This is a genomic window from Amycolatopsis sp. FDAARGOS 1241, from assembly GCF_016889705.1.
Lineage (GTDB): Bacteria > Actinomycetota > Actinomycetes > Mycobacteriales > Pseudonocardiaceae > Amycolatopsis.
In genome coordinates, this window is record NZ_CP069526.1 from 3982837 (window position 1) to 3998281 (window position 15445).

A 15445-nucleotide genomic window follows, 5' to 3' on the forward strand; every position below is an offset into this window, starting at 1 on the left:
CCCCCGGGCCGGCGTCAGCGCGGGAAAACCGTGCCGTCGAAGAGTTTCCGGGCCGTGCGCACGACCCCGCTGCGGAGCACCCGCGGCGGGGTTTCGCTCGTGTCCACCTCGACCTCGACCTGCAGGTGCCCGGTCGGGTGCTCGACGTCGATCCTCGCCGAGGGGGGCAGCTTCGCTAGCTCGTGGCCGACCGCCCCGTCGATCAGCAGCGCCGTGGCGACGCTGACCGCGCCGAGGACACCGATCGACGTGTGCGGTTCGAGCGGGATGAACGTGCGAGTGCAGATCGTGCCGCCGTCCACGGGCGGGGCGACGAGCGTGGTCTTGGGCACGGAGCTCTCGCGCACGTCGCCGAGGCCCATCAGCTCGCCGGCGTGCAGCCGCAGCGATTGGATCCGCTCGCGCAGGGCGGCATCGGCTTTCAGCTGCTCGACCGGTTCATACCCGGTGAGCCCGAAGTCCGCCGCCCGCGCGACGACGACCGGCATACCGTTGTCCACACAGGTCACCGGCACACCGTCCACAGTGTCCACCAGGCGGCCGGTCGGCAGCAGCCCGTGGCCCGTCGACCCCGCCGTGTCGGCGAAGTCGAGCACGACCGGGGCGGCGGTGCCGGGGACTCCCGAGATGGCGGTGTCCCCGCCGTACTCGACGACCCCACCGGGGGTGGGGAAACGCGCCACGGCCGTGCTGCCGGAGTTGACCATCCGGATCCGCACGATCGTCTCGCCGTCGGAAGCCGGCACGAGCCCGCGTTCGACCGCGAACGCCCCGACGCCCGCGAGCAGGTTGCCGCAGTTCTGCTTGTCGGTCACGGTCGCCTCGGCGACGCCCAGCTGCAGGAACAGATAATCGACATCGGCGCCAGGGGACTGGCTCGGCGACACCACCGCCACCTTGCTGGTGAGCGGGTGCGCGCCGCCGATCCCGTCGATCTGGCGGGGGTCCGGGCTGCCCATGATGCGCAACAGCAGGTCGTCGCGCGCTCGCGCCTCGGACGGCAGGTCCTCGGCGAGGAAGTACGCGCCCTTGGACGTGCCGCCGCGCATCAGCAGGCAGCGGACCCCGGTCATGCCGCCACCACTGACGGGAGTACGCCGGCCGTGCTCACGCCTGTTCCTTCGCGTACTCCTCGGCGGTCACATAGCGCACGCCCAGCTCGGCGAGCTTCTCGCGCAGGTGGTAGCGGTCCAGCCCCAGCTCGCCACCGGCCAGCGCGGCGCGGGTCGCCTCCTCCTTGGCCAGGCGCGCCTTCGACGCGGTGATGCCGCGCTCGACGTCGCCCTGGCGCACGCACAGTACCCCGTCGTCGTCGGCCAGGATCACGTCGCCGGGGCGGATGGTCTCGCCGCCGACGGTCACCGGCACGTTCACCGCGCCCGCGGTGGCCTTCACGGTGCCCTGCGCGCTGATCGCACGCGACCACACCGGGAAGCCCATCTCCTTCAGCTCCGCCACGTCGCGCACACCGGCGTCGATCACGAGCCCGCGCACGCCGCGCGACACCAGCGACGTGGCCAGCAGCTCGCCGAACATCCCGTCGGTGGACGGCGAAGCCGTGGTGACGACCAGGATGTCGCCGGGCCGGCACTGCTCGACCGCGGCGTGGATCATCAGGTTGTCGCCGGGCCAGCACAGCGCAGTCACGGCCGAGCCGCCGATGCGCGAGCCGCGGTGCAGCGGCCGGTGTTCGGTGCCCAGGTAGCCCGTGCGCCCGAGTGCTTCGTGCACCGTGGCGACTCCGAAGCCGGCCAGCTCGTCGATCTTCGCGCCGGGCGCCCGCGGGACGTCGGTCACCACCACTGTGTTCATTCGGCTCGCTCCATCGCTTCAGTTTTCGGTGTCGCGCAGCGCGGTGATCACGCTGCGCAGGTGCGCCCGGGCCGCCTGTTCGGCGGCGTCCGGGTCGCGGCGGGCGATCGCGTCGATGATCGCCAGGTGCTCGGGCAGCGACACGTGCGGCCGGCCCGCGCGCATGGCGAGCCGGAACTGGTGGCGGACGATCTGGGCGTGGAGCCGCTCGAGCAGCTCCGCCGCCACCGGCTGGCCGGCGATCTCCCGCACCGCGCGGTGCAGCTCGCGGTTGAGCTCCGAGTACTTCATCGATTCGCCGTCGTCGACGGCCGCCTGCAGGCGCACCGCCAGCTCACGCAGCGAGCCGATCTGGTCGTCGGTCACCTTCTCCGCGGCCTTGGCCGCACACAGGCCTTCGAGCACCATGCGGCACTCGGTGATGGCCACGGCCTCCTCGATCGACACCACCCGCACCCGGGCCCCGCGGTGCGGAATGCGCTCCACCAGGCCGTCGGCGGTCAGGTCGATCAGGGCGGCCCGCATGCTCGCGCGCGTGACGCCGAACGTGTCGGCCAGCTCGGCCTCCACCAGCCGCTGCCCCGGGACGACGTCTCCCGCCATCAGGGCGGCCCGCAGCGCATCGAGCGCGGCCTGCTTCCCGGCCTCCCCTTCCTTCGGCGTGGTGGGCATCCCGGCTCCTCTCTTCGATGGATGACGCTAAGCATCCCATACGAGATTGTCAACAATTTCGTAGACGACTCTTGTGACGATCGGGGCCTCCGGGTTACGTTCCCCGTGCCGACCCCCGCCGGCCGCGAAGATGCGCCCGGTACGACAGGAGATGATCACGACGATGTCCGGACCGGCAACGTCACCGCCCGCCGACACGGGGGCCAAGACCTCGACCCGCAACGCCGTCATCGGCGCTTCCTTCGGCTTCTTCGTCGACATGTTCGACGTGTACCTGCCGGTGGTCGCGCTCACCCCGGCGATGAACTACTTCCTCCCGCCGTCGGTGTCACCGGGCAGCCGGGCCGTGATCACGTCGCTGATCTTCGTGGCCACCCTGATCGGCAGGCCGCTCGGTTCGCTGATCTTCGGCCGGCTGGCCGACAAGGTCGGGCGCCGCCGCGTCACGCTGTGGTCGATCACCGGCTGCGGCATCTGCACCCTGCTGATCGCGCTGCTGCCCGGCTATCACGCCGTGGGCCTGCTCGGCGTCGTGCTGATGGTGGTGCTGCGCCTGATCGACGGCGTCTTCCTCGGCGGCGAGTACACCGGCGCCACGCCGCTCGCCATGGAGGCGGCGCCCACTGGCAAGCGCGGCTGGTACGGCGGCCTCGTGGGCATGGGTTTCCCCATCTCGTACTGCGCGATCTCGCTCGTGACCTTCGTGATGCTGCGCATCGCGCCTTCGGGTGGCCCGAACTCCGCCTACTCGCAGTGGGGCTGGCGGGTGCCGTTTCTCGTGGGCGCGGCGCTGTGCGCGGTGTTCTGCGTGTACTTCTCGCGCACCGTCGAGGAGTCCGAGACGTGGAAGTCGGCGAAGAAGTCGCGCACGCCGATCCGCGACGTGCTCGTGGGTTCTTCACGCAAGCAGTTCATTCAGGTGTTCATCATCATGAGCGGCATCTGGTTCGCGTCCAACCTCGCCTCCGGTCTGCTGCCGAGCGCCTTGCAGTTCCAGGCACACGTGTCGGCGACGCAGGTGACGGCCGCGCTCGTGATCGTGCAGGCGATCCACTCCGTGTTGTTCCCGTTCCTGGGCCTGCTCTCGGAGAAGATCGGGCGGCGCAAGTTCCTGGCCTGGTCCGGTGTCGGCATCGGCGTGGTCTGCTCCGCCGCGTTCGCCACGATCAGCCTCGGCTGGTGGTCCGGCTTCGGCGCGGTGCTGCTGCTGACGCTCGTGATCCGGCTTTCGGGCGGCAGCACGTTCGCCGTCACGCCCTCCTACCTGTGCGAACGGTTCCCACCCGCCGTGCGCGGCAGCGGCTTCGGCCTCGGCTACAGCATGCCGCTGATCCTGACCTCGTTCTACGCCTACTACCAGGGCTGGCTCGAGCACCTCATGCCGGCGGGCTTCACAGCCGCGGCGCTGCTCGTGCTCGGCGGCGCGCTCGTGCTCGTCGGTTCGCTGCTGGGCCCGGAGACCAAGGACGTCGACCTCGGGGTCACCACGGCCGGGCAGCCCGAGGCGAAGGCCGTGACGGCATGACGGCCACCGTCGCGCTGCTGGGCCTCGGTGAGGTCGGCTCCGTGCTCGCGGAGGACCTTGCCGGGGTGAAGCTGACCGCGTGGGACGTGGCGCTGGCCGACGGGGCGAGCGCCGCCTCCCGCACCGCGAAGCGCTTCAGCCTGGTGTCCGGTGTGGACGCTCACGATGCCGTGCGCGAAGCCGATCTCGTGATCAGCGCGGTCACGGCGGCCAACGACCTCGTGGCCGCGCGGTCGGTGGCCGACGGGCTGCCCGCCGGCTGCTGGTTCCTCGACCTCAACTCCGCCGCACCGGGCCAGAAGCAGGCGGCGGCCGAGGTGGTCGAGGCCGCCGGCGGCCGGTACGTCGAGTCCGCCGTGATGTCCCCGATCCACCCCAAGCGGCTCGCCGCCCCGATGCTGCTCGGCGGGCCCCACGCGGCCGAGTTCGTGGAGTTCGCGCGCCCGCTCGGGTTCACCGGGCTGGAGGTCTACGCCGACGTCGTGGGCCGCGCGGCGGCCACCAAGCTGTGCCGCTCCGTGGTGATCAAGGGCGTGGAAGCACTGCTCGCGGAGTCGCTGCTGGCCGCGCGGGAGTGGGGAGTGGAAGGGCGCGTGCTCGCGTCGCTGTCCAACCTGCTGCCCGCCGACGATTGGCAACAGCTGGCCGCGTACATGATCTCCCGCTCGCTCGAGCACGGTGTCCGCCGGGCCGAGGAGCTTCGGGAGGCCGCGGTGACCGTGGCCGAGACCGGCGTCGAGCCCGTGATGGCCGAGGCGATCGCGCGCCGGCAGGACTGGGCCGCGGCGCACCGGCCGGCGGACCTCGGCGAACTCGAAAAGCAGCTGCTGCCGTTGCTCGACGCCGTCCGCACGCGAATGTCCGAAGAAGACCCGAAAGGCGACCCTGAGTGATCATCGACTGTCACGGCCACTACACCACCGTGCCCGCGGCGCACACGAGCTGGCGCGAGGCGCAGCGCGCAGCCTACGACGCGGGCACTGCGGCCCCGGCCTACCCGGAGATCTCCGACGACGAGCTGCGCGAATCGGTGCAAGGCCAGCTGGGGCTGATGGCCGACCGCGGGGTGGACCTCACCGTGTTCTCGCCGCGGGCGTCGGCGATGGGCCACCACATCGGGGACGAGGCCGTGAGTGCCGAGTGGGCTCGGGTGTGCAACGACCTCGTTCACCGCGTCGCCACCCTCTACCCGGACGAGTTCATCGGCGTCTGCCAGCTGCCGCAGTCGCCGGGGGTGCCGATCGAGAAGTCCGTCGCCGAGCTGCGCCGCTGCGTCGAAGAACTCGGGTTCGTGGGCGCCAACCTCAACCCCGACCCCAGCGGCGGCCACTGGAGCGCGCCGCCGCTGGTGGACAAGAGCTGGTACCCGTTCTACGAGGCCATGGTGGAGCTCGACGTGCCCGCGATGGTGCACGTGTCCGCTTCGGACAACCCGAGCTTCCACGCCACCGGCGCGCACTACCTCAATGCCGACACCACGGCGTTCATGCAGTTCCTGCAGTCCGACCTGTTCAAGGACTTCCCGGATCTGCGCTTCGTGATCCCGCACGGCGGGGGAGCGGTGCCGTACCACTGGGGCCGCTACCGCGGGCTCGCCGACATGCTCGGCCGTCCCGAACCCGACGAGGGTGTGCTGCCGAACGTCTTCTTCGACACGTGCGTGTACCACCAGCCCGGCATCAACCTGCTGTTCGACGTGATCAACGTCGACAACGTGCTGTTCGGCTCGGAGATGGTCGGCGCCGTGCGCGGCATCGACTCGCGCACCGGGCACCACTTCGACGACACCCGCCGTTACGTCGATGCGCTCGGACTGTCCGATGAGGACAGGACCAAGGTGTACGAGGGCAACGTGCGCCGCGTCTACCCGCGCCTGGACCAGGCACTGAAGGCGAGGGGCCGGTGACCGCCTTCACCGCCGACGAGGGCTGGCTGTCCTACGACCCGGATCCGTCGAAGCCGGAGTTCTTGTTGCCACCGGGCACCGTCGACGTGCACACGCACGTCTTCGGCCCTGGCGACACGTTCCCGTACGCGCCCGAGCGCAAGTACACGCCGACCGACGCGAGCAAGGAGCAGCTGTTCGCGCTGCGCGACTTCCTCGGCATCGACCGGCAGGTCATTGTGCAGGCCACGTGCCACGGTGCCGACAACAGCGCGCTCGTCGACGCATTGGCCGCCGCGGGCGAGCGCGCCCGCGGCATCGCGACGATCCGCGGCGACGAGCCCGACGAGGAGCTCGCCCGGCTGCACGCGGCCGGCGTGCGCGGCATCCGGCTCAACTTCGTCCGCCGGCTCGTGGACCCGAAGCCCGACGCGTACTACCACGACCTCGCCGCCCGGATCACGCCGCTGGGCTGGCACCTCGTGGTGTACTTCGAGGCTGCGGACCTCGCCGAGAAGTGGGACTTCTTCACGTCGCTGCCGACCACGGTCCTTGTCGACCACATGGGCCGCCCCGACGTGACGAAACCCGTCGACGGCCCCGAGTTCGGCCGGTTCCGCACGCTGCTGCGCGAGCACCCGAACTTCCACGTCAAGGTCACCGGCCCGGAGCGGCTCACCGTCGCGGGCCCGCCGTACGACGACGTGGTGCCGTTCGGCCGGGCGCTGGTCGAGGAGTTCCCCGACCGCGTCCTGTGGGGCACGGACTGGCCGCACCCCAACATGAAGAGCCACATGCCCGACGACGGCAAGCTCGTGGACTTCGTGCCGCGGATCGCCCCGACGGACGAGGCGCGGCGGAAACTGCTGATCACCAACCCGATGCGGCTCTACTGGGGCGAGTGACGTGCGGGCCGGCCGGACCGTCCGCTGTGGACGGTCCGGTCAGCCCAGCCGCGTCGCCGCGCGCGGGGGAGCGGTGTCGCTCGTCCCGGGCGAGACCGTCATCGGCCAGACCTCCTGCACGGGTTCCCCTGGCGAGGCCATCCGCGCGAGCACGATCTCGCCGAGCCGCCGGCCGTATGCTTCCAATGACACTTCGAACGTCGTCAGCGCCGGAACGAGGTAGTCGCACACCGGGTTCTTGCGGAACCCGACCACGGCCAGGTCCTCGCCGGGACGCACCCCCGTTTCGGCGAAGCGCTTGTACAGGCCCAGCGCGAGCGTCTCCTGCGCCAGCATCACCGCCGTCGGCGCCGGGTCCATCGCGAGCAGCCGCTCCGCCAGCAGCCCGCCGCCCTCGGGCGTGTCGGGCAGGCGGATCTCGGCGGCCGGCTCGAGACCGTGCGCGGCGAGCGACTGCCGGTAGCCCCGCGTGTACTCCCACGTGCTGTTCACGTCGCCGTCGTCGTAGGCGAGCGCGATGCGCGTGTGCCCGGCCGCCACGAGCCGCTCCACGGTCTGCGCGGCGACGCCTTCGAAGTCCAGGTCCAGCCACGCGTGCCCCTCGGGCCCGCCGCGGCCGAGCGCCACGAACGGCACGCCGCGGTCGGTCAGCAGTTCCACGCGCGGGTCGACACGGTGGGTGTTGGAGATGATGTACGCGTCGGCGATGTGCCGGTCGACGGCGTTGACCAGGTACCGGTAGGGGTCCTTCGCCGGCCCGACCGGCAACAGCACGAGGTCCAGGGAGCGCTTGGCCAGCACCTGCTGCAGGCCGTTGCAGACGGTGAAGTAGAACGTCTCACCCATCTCCGTGCGGGCGGTGGTGGTCTGCATGACGAGCGCGACGGTGCCGGTCGCGCCGCGCCGCAGCGTGCGCCCGGACTGGTTCGGCTGGTACCCGAGGCGCTCGGCCGCGGACCGGACACGCTCGCGCGTGGCCTCGCTGACCTCGCCGCGCGAGTTCATCGCCCGCGACACGGTGCTGATCGACATGCCGAGCTCGGCCGCCAGCTCCCGGATCCCCACCCGGCCCATGCGTCCCCCAATCGTTTCCGTCGAGAGCACAGTATCCCGGTTCGAGCAGGCGGCTGGCATCCCGGAAACGTTTCCGGTAACGTTTCCGGTGGGCGCGCCGACGCGTCCGGTTGCCGCAAGGGCGGAGGATCCATGCTCGAATCACGGGTGGTGCGGAAGCTGTCGACGAGGCTGCTGCCCGTCCTCATCATCGGTTACTTCCTGGCGATCATCGACCGCGCGAACCTGGGGGTCGCCGCGCTCACGATGAACGCCGACCTCGGGATCGGCGCCGCGGCCTTCGGGTTCGCCGCGAGCGTGTTCTTCGTGCCGTACGTGGTGCTGGAAGTGCCGTCGAACCTGGCGCTGGCCCGGTTCGGCACCCGCTGGTGGATCGCCCGGATCCTCCTGACCTGGGGCATCATCTCCGCAGCCCACGCGCTGGTGTGGAACGTCCCGAGCCTCTACGTCGCCCGCGCGTTGCTCGGGGCGGCCGAAGCCGGGTTCTTCCCCGGTGTGATCTTCTACCTCACGCTGTGGTTTCCCGCCGCCTACCGCGGCCGCATCATGGCGACGTTCACCGCCGGCATCCCGGTGGCCCTGATCATCGGCACGCCCTTGTCCGGCCTGATCCTCAACCTGGAAGGCTGGATCGGCCTGCACGGCTGGCAGTGGGTGTACCTCATCGAAGGCATCCCCGCCGTGCTCATGGGCGTGCTGATCCCGTGGCTGCTGCCGAAGAGCCCCGAGACGGCGAAGTTCCTCGACGCCGAGGAACGCGCGTGGCTCACGGACACCCTCGCCCGCGAAGCCGCGGAACGCGAAGCGCTGGGCGGAGCCGGCAGCACGCGGCGCAAGGTCCTCAAGACGCTGCTGAGCCCGAAGGTGCTGATGTTCGCGGTGGCTTACTACGGTCTGACGAACCTCAACGGGGCGGTCAGCACGTTCCTCCCGCAGATCCTCAAGCCATTCGGGCTGAGCAACACGACGACGACGTTCGTCGCCGCCATCCCGTACGTGTTCGGGCTGATCGGCATGCTCGTGCTCGGCCGCCTGGCCGACCGTCCGGGCAAGCGTGCGGTGAGCCTGTACGTCGCGCTCGGTGTGTTGTTGGTCGGGCTGGTGGCGTCGGCGGCGTTCGACGCGCCGGTGGTGAAGCTCGTGGCGCTGTGCGTGGCGGCCTTCGGTGTGTTCGGGGTGCTGCCGACGTTCTGGGGGCTGCCGACCGCGATCCTCACCGGCGCGGCCGCCGCGGGCGGCATCGCGCTGATCAACGCGCTCGGCAACCTGTCCAGCGTCGTCAACCCGGCCGTGATCGGCGCCATCGACGCGAAGACGGGCAGCTTCGACGGGGGCCTGCTGTGGCTCGCCGCGATGGCGGTGGTCGCGATCCTCGCGGTCACGGCGATCCTGCTCGTGTGGCGCCCGCAGCGCCAAGCGCTGGTGTCCGCGCCCGGCTCCGCGCCGAAGCAGGAGGTCTGACGTGCGCATCACCCAGGTCCGGCTGCGCCGCCTGAAGGGGACGCTGCCCACCAACGGGGACCTGTGGGAGGAGCGGCTCGTCCGCCCCCTGGACGTCTACCCCGAGTACCGCACTCTCGACGACCACGAGGGCGGCGTGCAGCAGCCCGGCGGCTTCGCCATCACCACGTACTTCGTGGAGATCGAGACCGACGAGGGACTTCTCGGACGCGCGGGTCCCGTACCCGAGACCGTGGCGTGGCTGGTGGCGAAGGAACTGCGCCCGCGCCTGCTCGGGCGCGACCCCATTGCGGGCGAGAAGCTGTGGGACCAGCTGCACCGTTCGCAGGTGCACGGCCGCGGAGGCCAGCCGATGCTGGCGATCAGCGCGGTGGACAACGCGTTGTGGGACCTGCGCGGGAAGTGGCTCGGGCAGCCGGTGTACCGCCTGCTGGGCGGGCCGACCCGCGACGAGCTGCCGGCGTACGCGTCGATGCTCGGGTTCTCCGTGCAGGACCTCGACCGCGTGCGCGAGCGGGCCGTGGAGTTCCGCGACCGCGGGTACCGCGCGCAGAAGTGGTTCTTCCGCCACGGCCCGGCGAGCGGTTACGAAGGCCTGCGCGCCAACGTCGCGCTCGTGCGGACGCTGCGCGAGGCCGTCGGCGAGGACTACGACCTGATGTTCGACTGCTGGCAGGCCATGGACGCGACCTACGTGACCGAGCTGGCCTCGCGCATCGCCGAGTACCGGCCGCGGTGGCTCGAGGAAGTCGTGCTGCCCGACCGGATCGACGGCTACCGCCTGCTGCGGCAGCGCCTGTCGATCCCGCTCGCGGGCGCGGAGCACGAGTACACGCGCTGGGGTTTCCGGCGGTTCGTGGACACGGGCGCGCTCGACGTGCTGCAACCCGACCTGTACTGGTGCGGCGGGCTGTCCGAGGCGCTGAAGATCGCGGCGTACGGCACGGCGCACGACCTCATGGTCATCCCGCACGGCCACTCGGCGACGGCGACGCTGCACTTCTCGCTGGCGCAGTCGCCCGCGCACACTCCGTACCAGGAGGACCTGGTGAAGTGGAACCAGGTTCACCAGCTCTTCCTGGCCTCTCCGGTCAACCCCGTGGCCGGGCTGCTGACCCCGTCGGACGCGCCGGGACTGGGCATGGACCTGGACACCGGCCCCGCCGAGGCCGACGACATCGTTTTCGCCTGATCCTCGAGGAAAGCAGGGCATGAGCACACCTCGCTGGTGGCAGACCGCCACCGTGTACCAGATCTACCCGCGCAGCTTCGCCGACTCGAACGGCGACGGCATCGGCGACCTGCGCGGCATCATCGGCCGGCTCGACCACCTGAGCGCGCTCGGGGTCGACGTCGTGTGGCTTTCGCCGGTGTACCCGTCGCCGCAGGACGACAACGGCTACGACATCAGCGACTACTACGACATCGACCCGGTGTTCGGCACGCTCGCCGACTTCGACGACCTGCTGGCGCAGGCGCACGCGCGAGGCATCCGCGTGGTGATGGACCTCGTCGTGAACCACACCTCCGATGAGCACCCGTGGTTCGTCGAATCGCGTAACCCGGCGAGCCCGAAGCACGATTGGTACTGGTGGCGGCGCGAACCCAACAACTGGGGTTCGCGCTTCTCCGGCCCGGCGTGGGAGAAAGACGAGCGCTCGGGCGAGTACTACCTGCACCTGTTCTCGCGCAAGCAGCCGGACCTGAACTGGGAGAACCCCGAGCTGCGCCGCGAGATCCACCGGATGATGCGCTGGTGGCTCGACCGTGGTGTCGACGGGTTCCGCATGGACGTCATCAACTTCATCGCCAAGCCGGTGTCCCTGCCGGACGCGCACCTGGCCGACGGCGACCTGTACGGCGACGCGGAATCCCTGTACGCCAACGGCCCCCGGCTGCACGAGTTCCTGCAGGAGATGCACCGCGAGGTGTTCGCCGGCCGGGAGGACCGCCTGTTGACGGTGGGGGAGACACCCGGCACGTCCGTCGAGGAGGCGCAGCTGCTGACGGACCCGGCCCGGCGCGAGCTGGACATGGTGTTCCAGTTCGACCACGTGGAGCTCGACCAGGGCCACGACAAGTGGGACGTGCGGCCGTTCGACCTGGTGGAGCTGAAGCGCACCCTCGCCCGCTGGCAGACGGGCCTGGCCGAGCGCGGCTGGAACAGCCTGTACTGGAACAACCACGACCAGCCGCGCGTGGTCTCCCGCTGGGGCGATGACGGCGAGTTCCGGACGCTGTCGGCCAAAGCGCTCGCCACCGTGCTGCACCTGCACCGCGGCACGCCCTACGTGTACCAGGGCGAGGAACTCGGCATGACCAACATGCCGTTCACGTCCATCGAGGACTTCGCCGACATCCAGTCCGTCAACCACTACCGCGAAGCCACTTCCGTGCGGGGTCAGTCCCCGTCGGACGTGCTTGCGGCGCTGCGCCTGCGCTCGCGGGACAACGGCCGCACCCCGATGCAGTGGGACGCTTCGCCGCACGCCGGGTTCACCTCCGGCACACCGTGGCTGCGCGTGAACCCGAACCACACGACGATCAACGCGGCGTCCCAAGTGGACGATCCAGCGTCGGTGTTCTCCCACTACTGCGCGCTGATCGAGCTGCGGCACTCCGAGCCGCTGGTCCGGACCGGACGGTACGCGCTGCTCGAACCCGGCCACCCGGCGCTGTTCGCCTTCACCCGGGTCGACGGCGACCACGGGCTACTGGTGCTGGCCAACTGGTCGGGCGCGCTGCTGGACGTGCCCGCCGCCGCTGTTTCGGGCTGGTCGAACGCCTCGCTGGTCCTGGGCAACTACCCGGGCCCGGCCTCGGTGGGCGCCCGGTTGCGTCCGTGGGAGGCCGTGGTCTTCCGCCGCTGAACGCCGGTGGTGCCGGCGGCCGGCAGTGTCACGCCCGCCGGCACGAGCCGGGCGAACCAGGCGGGTCCGAGCGGGTGAGCCAGGACCACGGCGAGCGGCGTCAGAACCGTGGCGGTGCACAGCGCGCAGGTCCGGACCCGCTCCCGAACTCTTCGGGTGCTGTCTTCGTGCTTGCGGATCTGATGGAGCAGTTCGAGAAACGTAAGGCGCTTGTCTCGCGGCGGAATCGTGGTCATCGGCTGGCTCCGGCGTGGTCGAGCGTGCGCAGCGCGAGCACTGGAGCCTCGCCGTGCGCCCGCAGCCGCCCGGACGAAGCTGTCGGGTGTGGGGCTGCGGCTGACGATTCTCGCGAACGTCGTGCCCAGCTTGACCGCGCCTCGGGCAGGAGCGAGTGCCAGGCCGCCCCGGATCACCCCGGCGACCGGGTGGCGCAGGTCCTCCACCCAGGGAGCGCACCGACGGACCTCGTTCAGTTTCGGGGTGGAGGACCGTGCCGCCGAGCCCGCTCCGCACGTCGAGCGGGCGCGCGGTGGCGACGAGGCCGATGCGGCGCAGGATGGCGCTGCCGAGCACGACCGGGCCGCAGTGCTGCCCGTGGAAGTCGTAGCTGTGCCGTTCTCCCGAGCCGAGGTGCGGTGAACGGTCCGGGCGTGGGTCCACGCAGCTCCCGCTGTACACAGTGGACCGGATGGCCGCCAGGTGCGAGCCCAGGCACGCTCGCTGATCCCGCGGACGACCACGCGGCTGTCCGTCACGCGGCCGTCGACGTCGAGGATGGTCAGCACGAGGTGCTCAGAGGTGAAACGAGCCGCAGGCCGGGCACGCGGTCGCGCCTCTCGTACGGTTCGAGCGGTGCCGGCAGCGTTGCACCGAGTGGGTCACTCGGCCGGTTTCCACCCGAGTTCCGGACCGAGCCGGGTGGCGATGTCGGTCAGGATCTGGACGTAGTCGTCGTGCTCGAAGTCGAACGGGAGCGCGAAGACGACTTCCGAGACCTCCCGGAACGAACTGTCCGCGTAGAGGCGGTCGGCGATCTCGGCCGAGGTGCCCACCAGGTCTTGCGCGAAGGTCATGCGGGCGGGACTGTGGATCTTGCCGACGCGGGGCAGCCGGGCGGCGGCGTAGGCCTCGTACTTGGCGCGCTGCTCGGGTGTCGCGCTGTCGGTCGGGATGACGACGAGGCCCTGGGAAACGCGTGCGTCCGCGCCGAGCGGGTGGTGGGCGCGGAATTCGCGGATCAGGGACGCCTGGATGGCCGCGAAGTCGACGGGTTCGACCTGGTCGGCAACGCTGACGACGTTGCTGGTCAGGAAGTTCATGCGGTGCTCACCGGCCCATCGCGCGGACCGGAGGCTGCCGCCGCCGTACCACAGGCGGTCGGCCAGGCCGGCGGAATGGGGCTGGACGCGGTCGGAGTACTCCTCGATGCCCTCGGTTCCGCTGAATTCGGTGGCCTGTTCGCCGCGGATGAAGCGGAGCAGCCGCTCGACGCGTTCGTAACTGAAGTCCTCGGCGTCCGCCGTGTCCGGGTACAGGGCCGGCGCCAGTTTGTCGTAGTGGCGCGGCGGGCCGACGCTGAGGCCGGGCTGCAGCCGGCCGCCGGAGAGGACGTCGACGGTGGCGAGGTCTTCGGCCAGGCGCAGCGGGTTCTCCCAGCCGAGCGGGATCACGGCCGTGCCGAGGTGGATGCGGCTGGTGCGCTGCGTGGCCGCGGCGAGCACCGCGACCGGCGACGAGATGCCGAACTGCAGGTGGCGGTGGCGCACCCAGGCGCTGTCGAAGCCGAGCTGCTCACCCAGCTCGATGATCCGCAGCGTCGACTCGTGGCCGGCGCGGGGATCGGCCTCGTCGAACAGCCCGATGGTCAGGAAGCCGAGCTTGCGCAACGGTTCCGAGGTGAGCGGCACGGCGGTTTCCTCCTGGGTCCGGGTCCTGCCCGTGACCAACCCCGGCGCGGGTGCGATTGTTCCGGGTCCGGTGTGGCCTGAGCCACTGATGCCGGTCGGTCACCGGAAGTCCGGTTTTCTCGAATGAAACTGACCTGTAACGGGGCGTCGGTTCCACTCCGCTTTCCGGTGGGCCAGAATCGCGCGTTGTGATCGCGTCAGTGATGCGTTCAGGAGCTTGCCTGAATACGCGAATACCGCTAGTCCCGCGAATCAATCGGACAAACAACTCGTAAACCGGATCGAGGCGACGCAATGGTTGAACCCGCTCAAAAAGCCGCCCCCCGCAGGAGCGCGACCGGGCTTGCGCAGATCGGTCGGTTTCCACGGCCTGATGTTCGTCTCGCTCGGCTCGATCATCGGCTCGGGCTGGCTCCTCGGCGCGCTCAAGGCCGCCAAGGTCGCGGGTCCCGCGTCGCTCGTGTCGTGGATGCTCACCGCCGTCATCATGGCCACGCTCGCCCTGGTGCACGCGGAGCTGGGCGCGGCCTATCCTGTGGCCGGCGGCACCGCCCGGTACCTCGCGCTCGCATACGGGGTGCTCGGCGGATTCGTCGGCGGCTGGGTGGCGTGGCTGCAGGCCGTGGCGCTCGCGCCGGTCGAGGTCGAGGCCAGCCTGGAGTACCTCGACAACGTCACGTGGATCAAGCAGCACCTGAACCTCCTCAGCCCGTCGGGCACGCTCACCGCGAGCGGGTTCGCTGCGCGACGCTGCTGATGGCGATCTTCACGCTGATCAACCTCGCCGGCGTGAAGCTGTTGTCGGAGAGCAACTCCGCCACGGTGATCTGGAAGACCGCGGTGCCGGTGCTGACCGTCGTCGTGCTGCTGTCGCTGCGCTTCCACCCGGGTAACTTCACCGCCGGTGGCGGATTCGCCCCGCACGGCGCCCACGGCATCTTCGCCGCCTTGCCCGTCGGCGTGGTGTTCGCGCTACAGGGCCTCGAACAGGCCGTGCAGGTCGGTGGCGAAGCGCGTGACCCGCAGAAGGATCTGTCGCGCGCGATCATCGTCGCGATGGTGATCGGCACGATCGTGTACCTGCTGCTGGAGGTCGCGTTCATCGGCGCCCTCGACCCGGCCGCTCTGCTCAAGGGCTGGGACAATCCGATCGCCCAGGGCTCGTTCGGCCCGTACGCCACGTTGGCGACCCTGGCGGGCGCGGGCTGGCTCTCGTATGTGCTCTACGCCGATGCCTTCGTGTCGCCGGCCGGCACCGGCATGCTCTACCTCGGCACGTCGGCGCGGCTGTCCTACGCGATGGGGCGCGAGCGCACGCTGCCGAAGGGGCTGGG

The 15445-nt window shown here is 70.5% G+C and carries 14 protein-coding genes and 1 pseudogene; 10 read left to right on the top strand and 5 right to left on the bottom strand.

What is annotated here, in order from left to right:
- Positions 1 to 14 precede the first annotated feature (14 nt).
- Genes I6J71_RS19630 through I6J71_RS19640 form a run of 3 tightly spaced genes read right to left on the bottom strand, consistent with a single transcriptional unit; the run spans position 15 to position 2484 of the window.
- Positions 15 to 1073, bottom strand: coding sequence for a 4-oxalomesaconate tautomerase (locus I6J71_RS19630; RefSeq protein WP_204096031.1), 1059 nt, complete (start codon positions 1071 to 1073; stop codon positions 15 to 17).
- Between the two features lie 34 nt (positions 1074 to 1107).
- The gene (locus tag I6J71_RS19635; protein WP_204096032.1) at positions 1108 to 1812 is read right to left on the bottom strand and encodes a 4-carboxy-4-hydroxy-2-oxoadipate aldolase/oxaloacetate decarboxylase; all 705 of its coding nucleotides are present in this window, start codon (positions 1810 to 1812) and stop codon (positions 1108 to 1110) included.
- Positions 1813 to 1830: 18 nt separating this feature from the next.
- On the bottom strand, positions 1831 to 2484 hold the full coding sequence (locus I6J71_RS19640; RefSeq protein WP_204096033.1) for a GntR family transcriptional regulator: 654 nt from the start codon (positions 2482 to 2484) through the stop codon (positions 1831 to 1833).
- 163 nt (positions 2485 to 2647) lie between these two features.
- Between I6J71_RS19640 and I6J71_RS19645 the strand changes: the two genes are divergently transcribed.
- Genes I6J71_RS19645 through I6J71_RS19660 form a run of 4 tightly spaced genes read left to right on the top strand, consistent with a single transcriptional unit; the run spans position 2648 to position 6799 of the window.
- Positions 2648 to 4009, top strand: coding sequence for an MFS transporter (locus tag I6J71_RS19645; RefSeq protein WP_204096034.1), 1362 nt, complete (start codon positions 2648 to 2650; stop codon positions 4007 to 4009).
- Positions 4006 to 4902: an NAD(P)-dependent oxidoreductase gene (locus I6J71_RS19650; RefSeq protein WP_204096035.1), complete on the top strand. Its 897-nt coding sequence runs from the start codon at positions 4006 to 4008 to the stop codon at positions 4900 to 4902. The genes I6J71_RS19645 and I6J71_RS19650 overlap by 4 nt, the downstream gene beginning before the upstream one ends.
- Positions 4899 to 5915 carry an amidohydrolase family protein gene (locus I6J71_RS19655; RefSeq protein WP_204096036.1) on the top strand — a complete coding sequence of 339 codons (1017 nt, stop codon included), beginning with the start codon at positions 4899 to 4901 and terminating at the stop codon, positions 5913 to 5915. The genes I6J71_RS19650 and I6J71_RS19655 overlap by 4 nt, the downstream gene beginning before the upstream one ends.
- A complete protein-coding gene (locus tag I6J71_RS19660) occupies positions 5912 to 6799 on the top strand; it encodes an amidohydrolase family protein (protein ID WP_204096037.1) in 888 nt (295 codons plus the stop codon). The genes I6J71_RS19655 and I6J71_RS19660 overlap by 4 nt, the downstream gene beginning before the upstream one ends.
- A 39-nt stretch (positions 6800 to 6838) precedes the next feature.
- On the opposite strand, the gene I6J71_RS19665 is transcribed toward I6J71_RS19660, so the two are convergent.
- Positions 6839 to 7873 carry a LacI family DNA-binding transcriptional regulator gene (locus tag I6J71_RS19665; RefSeq protein ID WP_204096038.1) on the bottom strand — a complete coding sequence of 345 codons (1035 nt, stop codon included), beginning with the start codon at positions 7871 to 7873 and terminating at the stop codon, positions 6839 to 6841.
- 132 nt (positions 7874 to 8005) lie between these two features.
- Between I6J71_RS19665 and I6J71_RS19670 the strand changes: the two genes are divergently transcribed.
- The 4 genes from I6J71_RS19670 to I6J71_RS19685 all read left to right on the top strand — a co-directional run bounded on the left by I6J71_RS19670 (position 8006) and on the right by I6J71_RS19685 (position 12843).
- Positions 8006 to 9334: an MFS transporter gene (locus tag I6J71_RS19670; RefSeq protein WP_204096039.1), complete on the top strand. Its 1329-nt coding sequence runs from the start codon at positions 8006 to 8008 to the stop codon at positions 9332 to 9334.
- A 1-nt stretch (position 9335) separates the two neighbouring features.
- Positions 9336 to 10526 carry an enolase C-terminal domain-like protein gene (locus tag I6J71_RS19675; protein WP_204096040.1) on the top strand — a complete coding sequence of 397 codons (1191 nt, stop codon included), beginning with the start codon at positions 9336 to 9338 and terminating at the stop codon, positions 10524 to 10526.
- A 19-nt stretch (positions 10527 to 10545) separates the two neighbouring features.
- Complete coding sequence (locus I6J71_RS19680) at positions 10546 to 12204, top strand: alpha-glucosidase (protein ID WP_204096041.1); 1659 nt, start codon at positions 10546 to 10548, stop codon at positions 12202 to 12204.
- A 480-nt stretch (positions 12205 to 12684) separates the two neighbouring features.
- The gene (locus tag I6J71_RS19685; protein WP_204096042.1) at positions 12685 to 12843 is read left to right on the top strand and encodes a hypothetical protein; all 159 of its coding nucleotides are present in this window, start codon (positions 12685 to 12687) and stop codon (positions 12841 to 12843) included.
- Between the two features lie 239 nt (positions 12844 to 13082).
- Here the strand turns inward: I6J71_RS19685 and I6J71_RS19690 are convergent, their stop codons facing one another.
- Positions 13083 to 14111: an LLM class flavin-dependent oxidoreductase gene (locus I6J71_RS19690; RefSeq protein ID WP_204096043.1), complete on the bottom strand. Its 1029-nt coding sequence runs from the start codon at positions 14109 to 14111 to the stop codon at positions 13083 to 13085.
- A gap of 343 nt (positions 14112 to 14454) precedes the next feature.
- On the opposite strand from I6J71_RS19690, the gene I6J71_RS49795 reads away from it, so the two are divergent.
- Positions 14455 to 14868 (top strand): amino acid permease, encoded by a 414-nt coding sequence (locus tag I6J71_RS49795; protein ID WP_255570890.1) that lies wholly within the window; start codon positions 14455 to 14457, stop codon positions 14866 to 14868.
- Positions 14868 to 15395 (top strand): annotated as a pseudogene (locus tag I6J71_RS49800) (amino acid permease); the annotation flags it as partial. The gene I6J71_RS49795 and the pseudogene I6J71_RS49800, both read left to right, overlap by 1 nt.
- Positions 15396 to 15445: the final 50 nt, after the last annotated feature.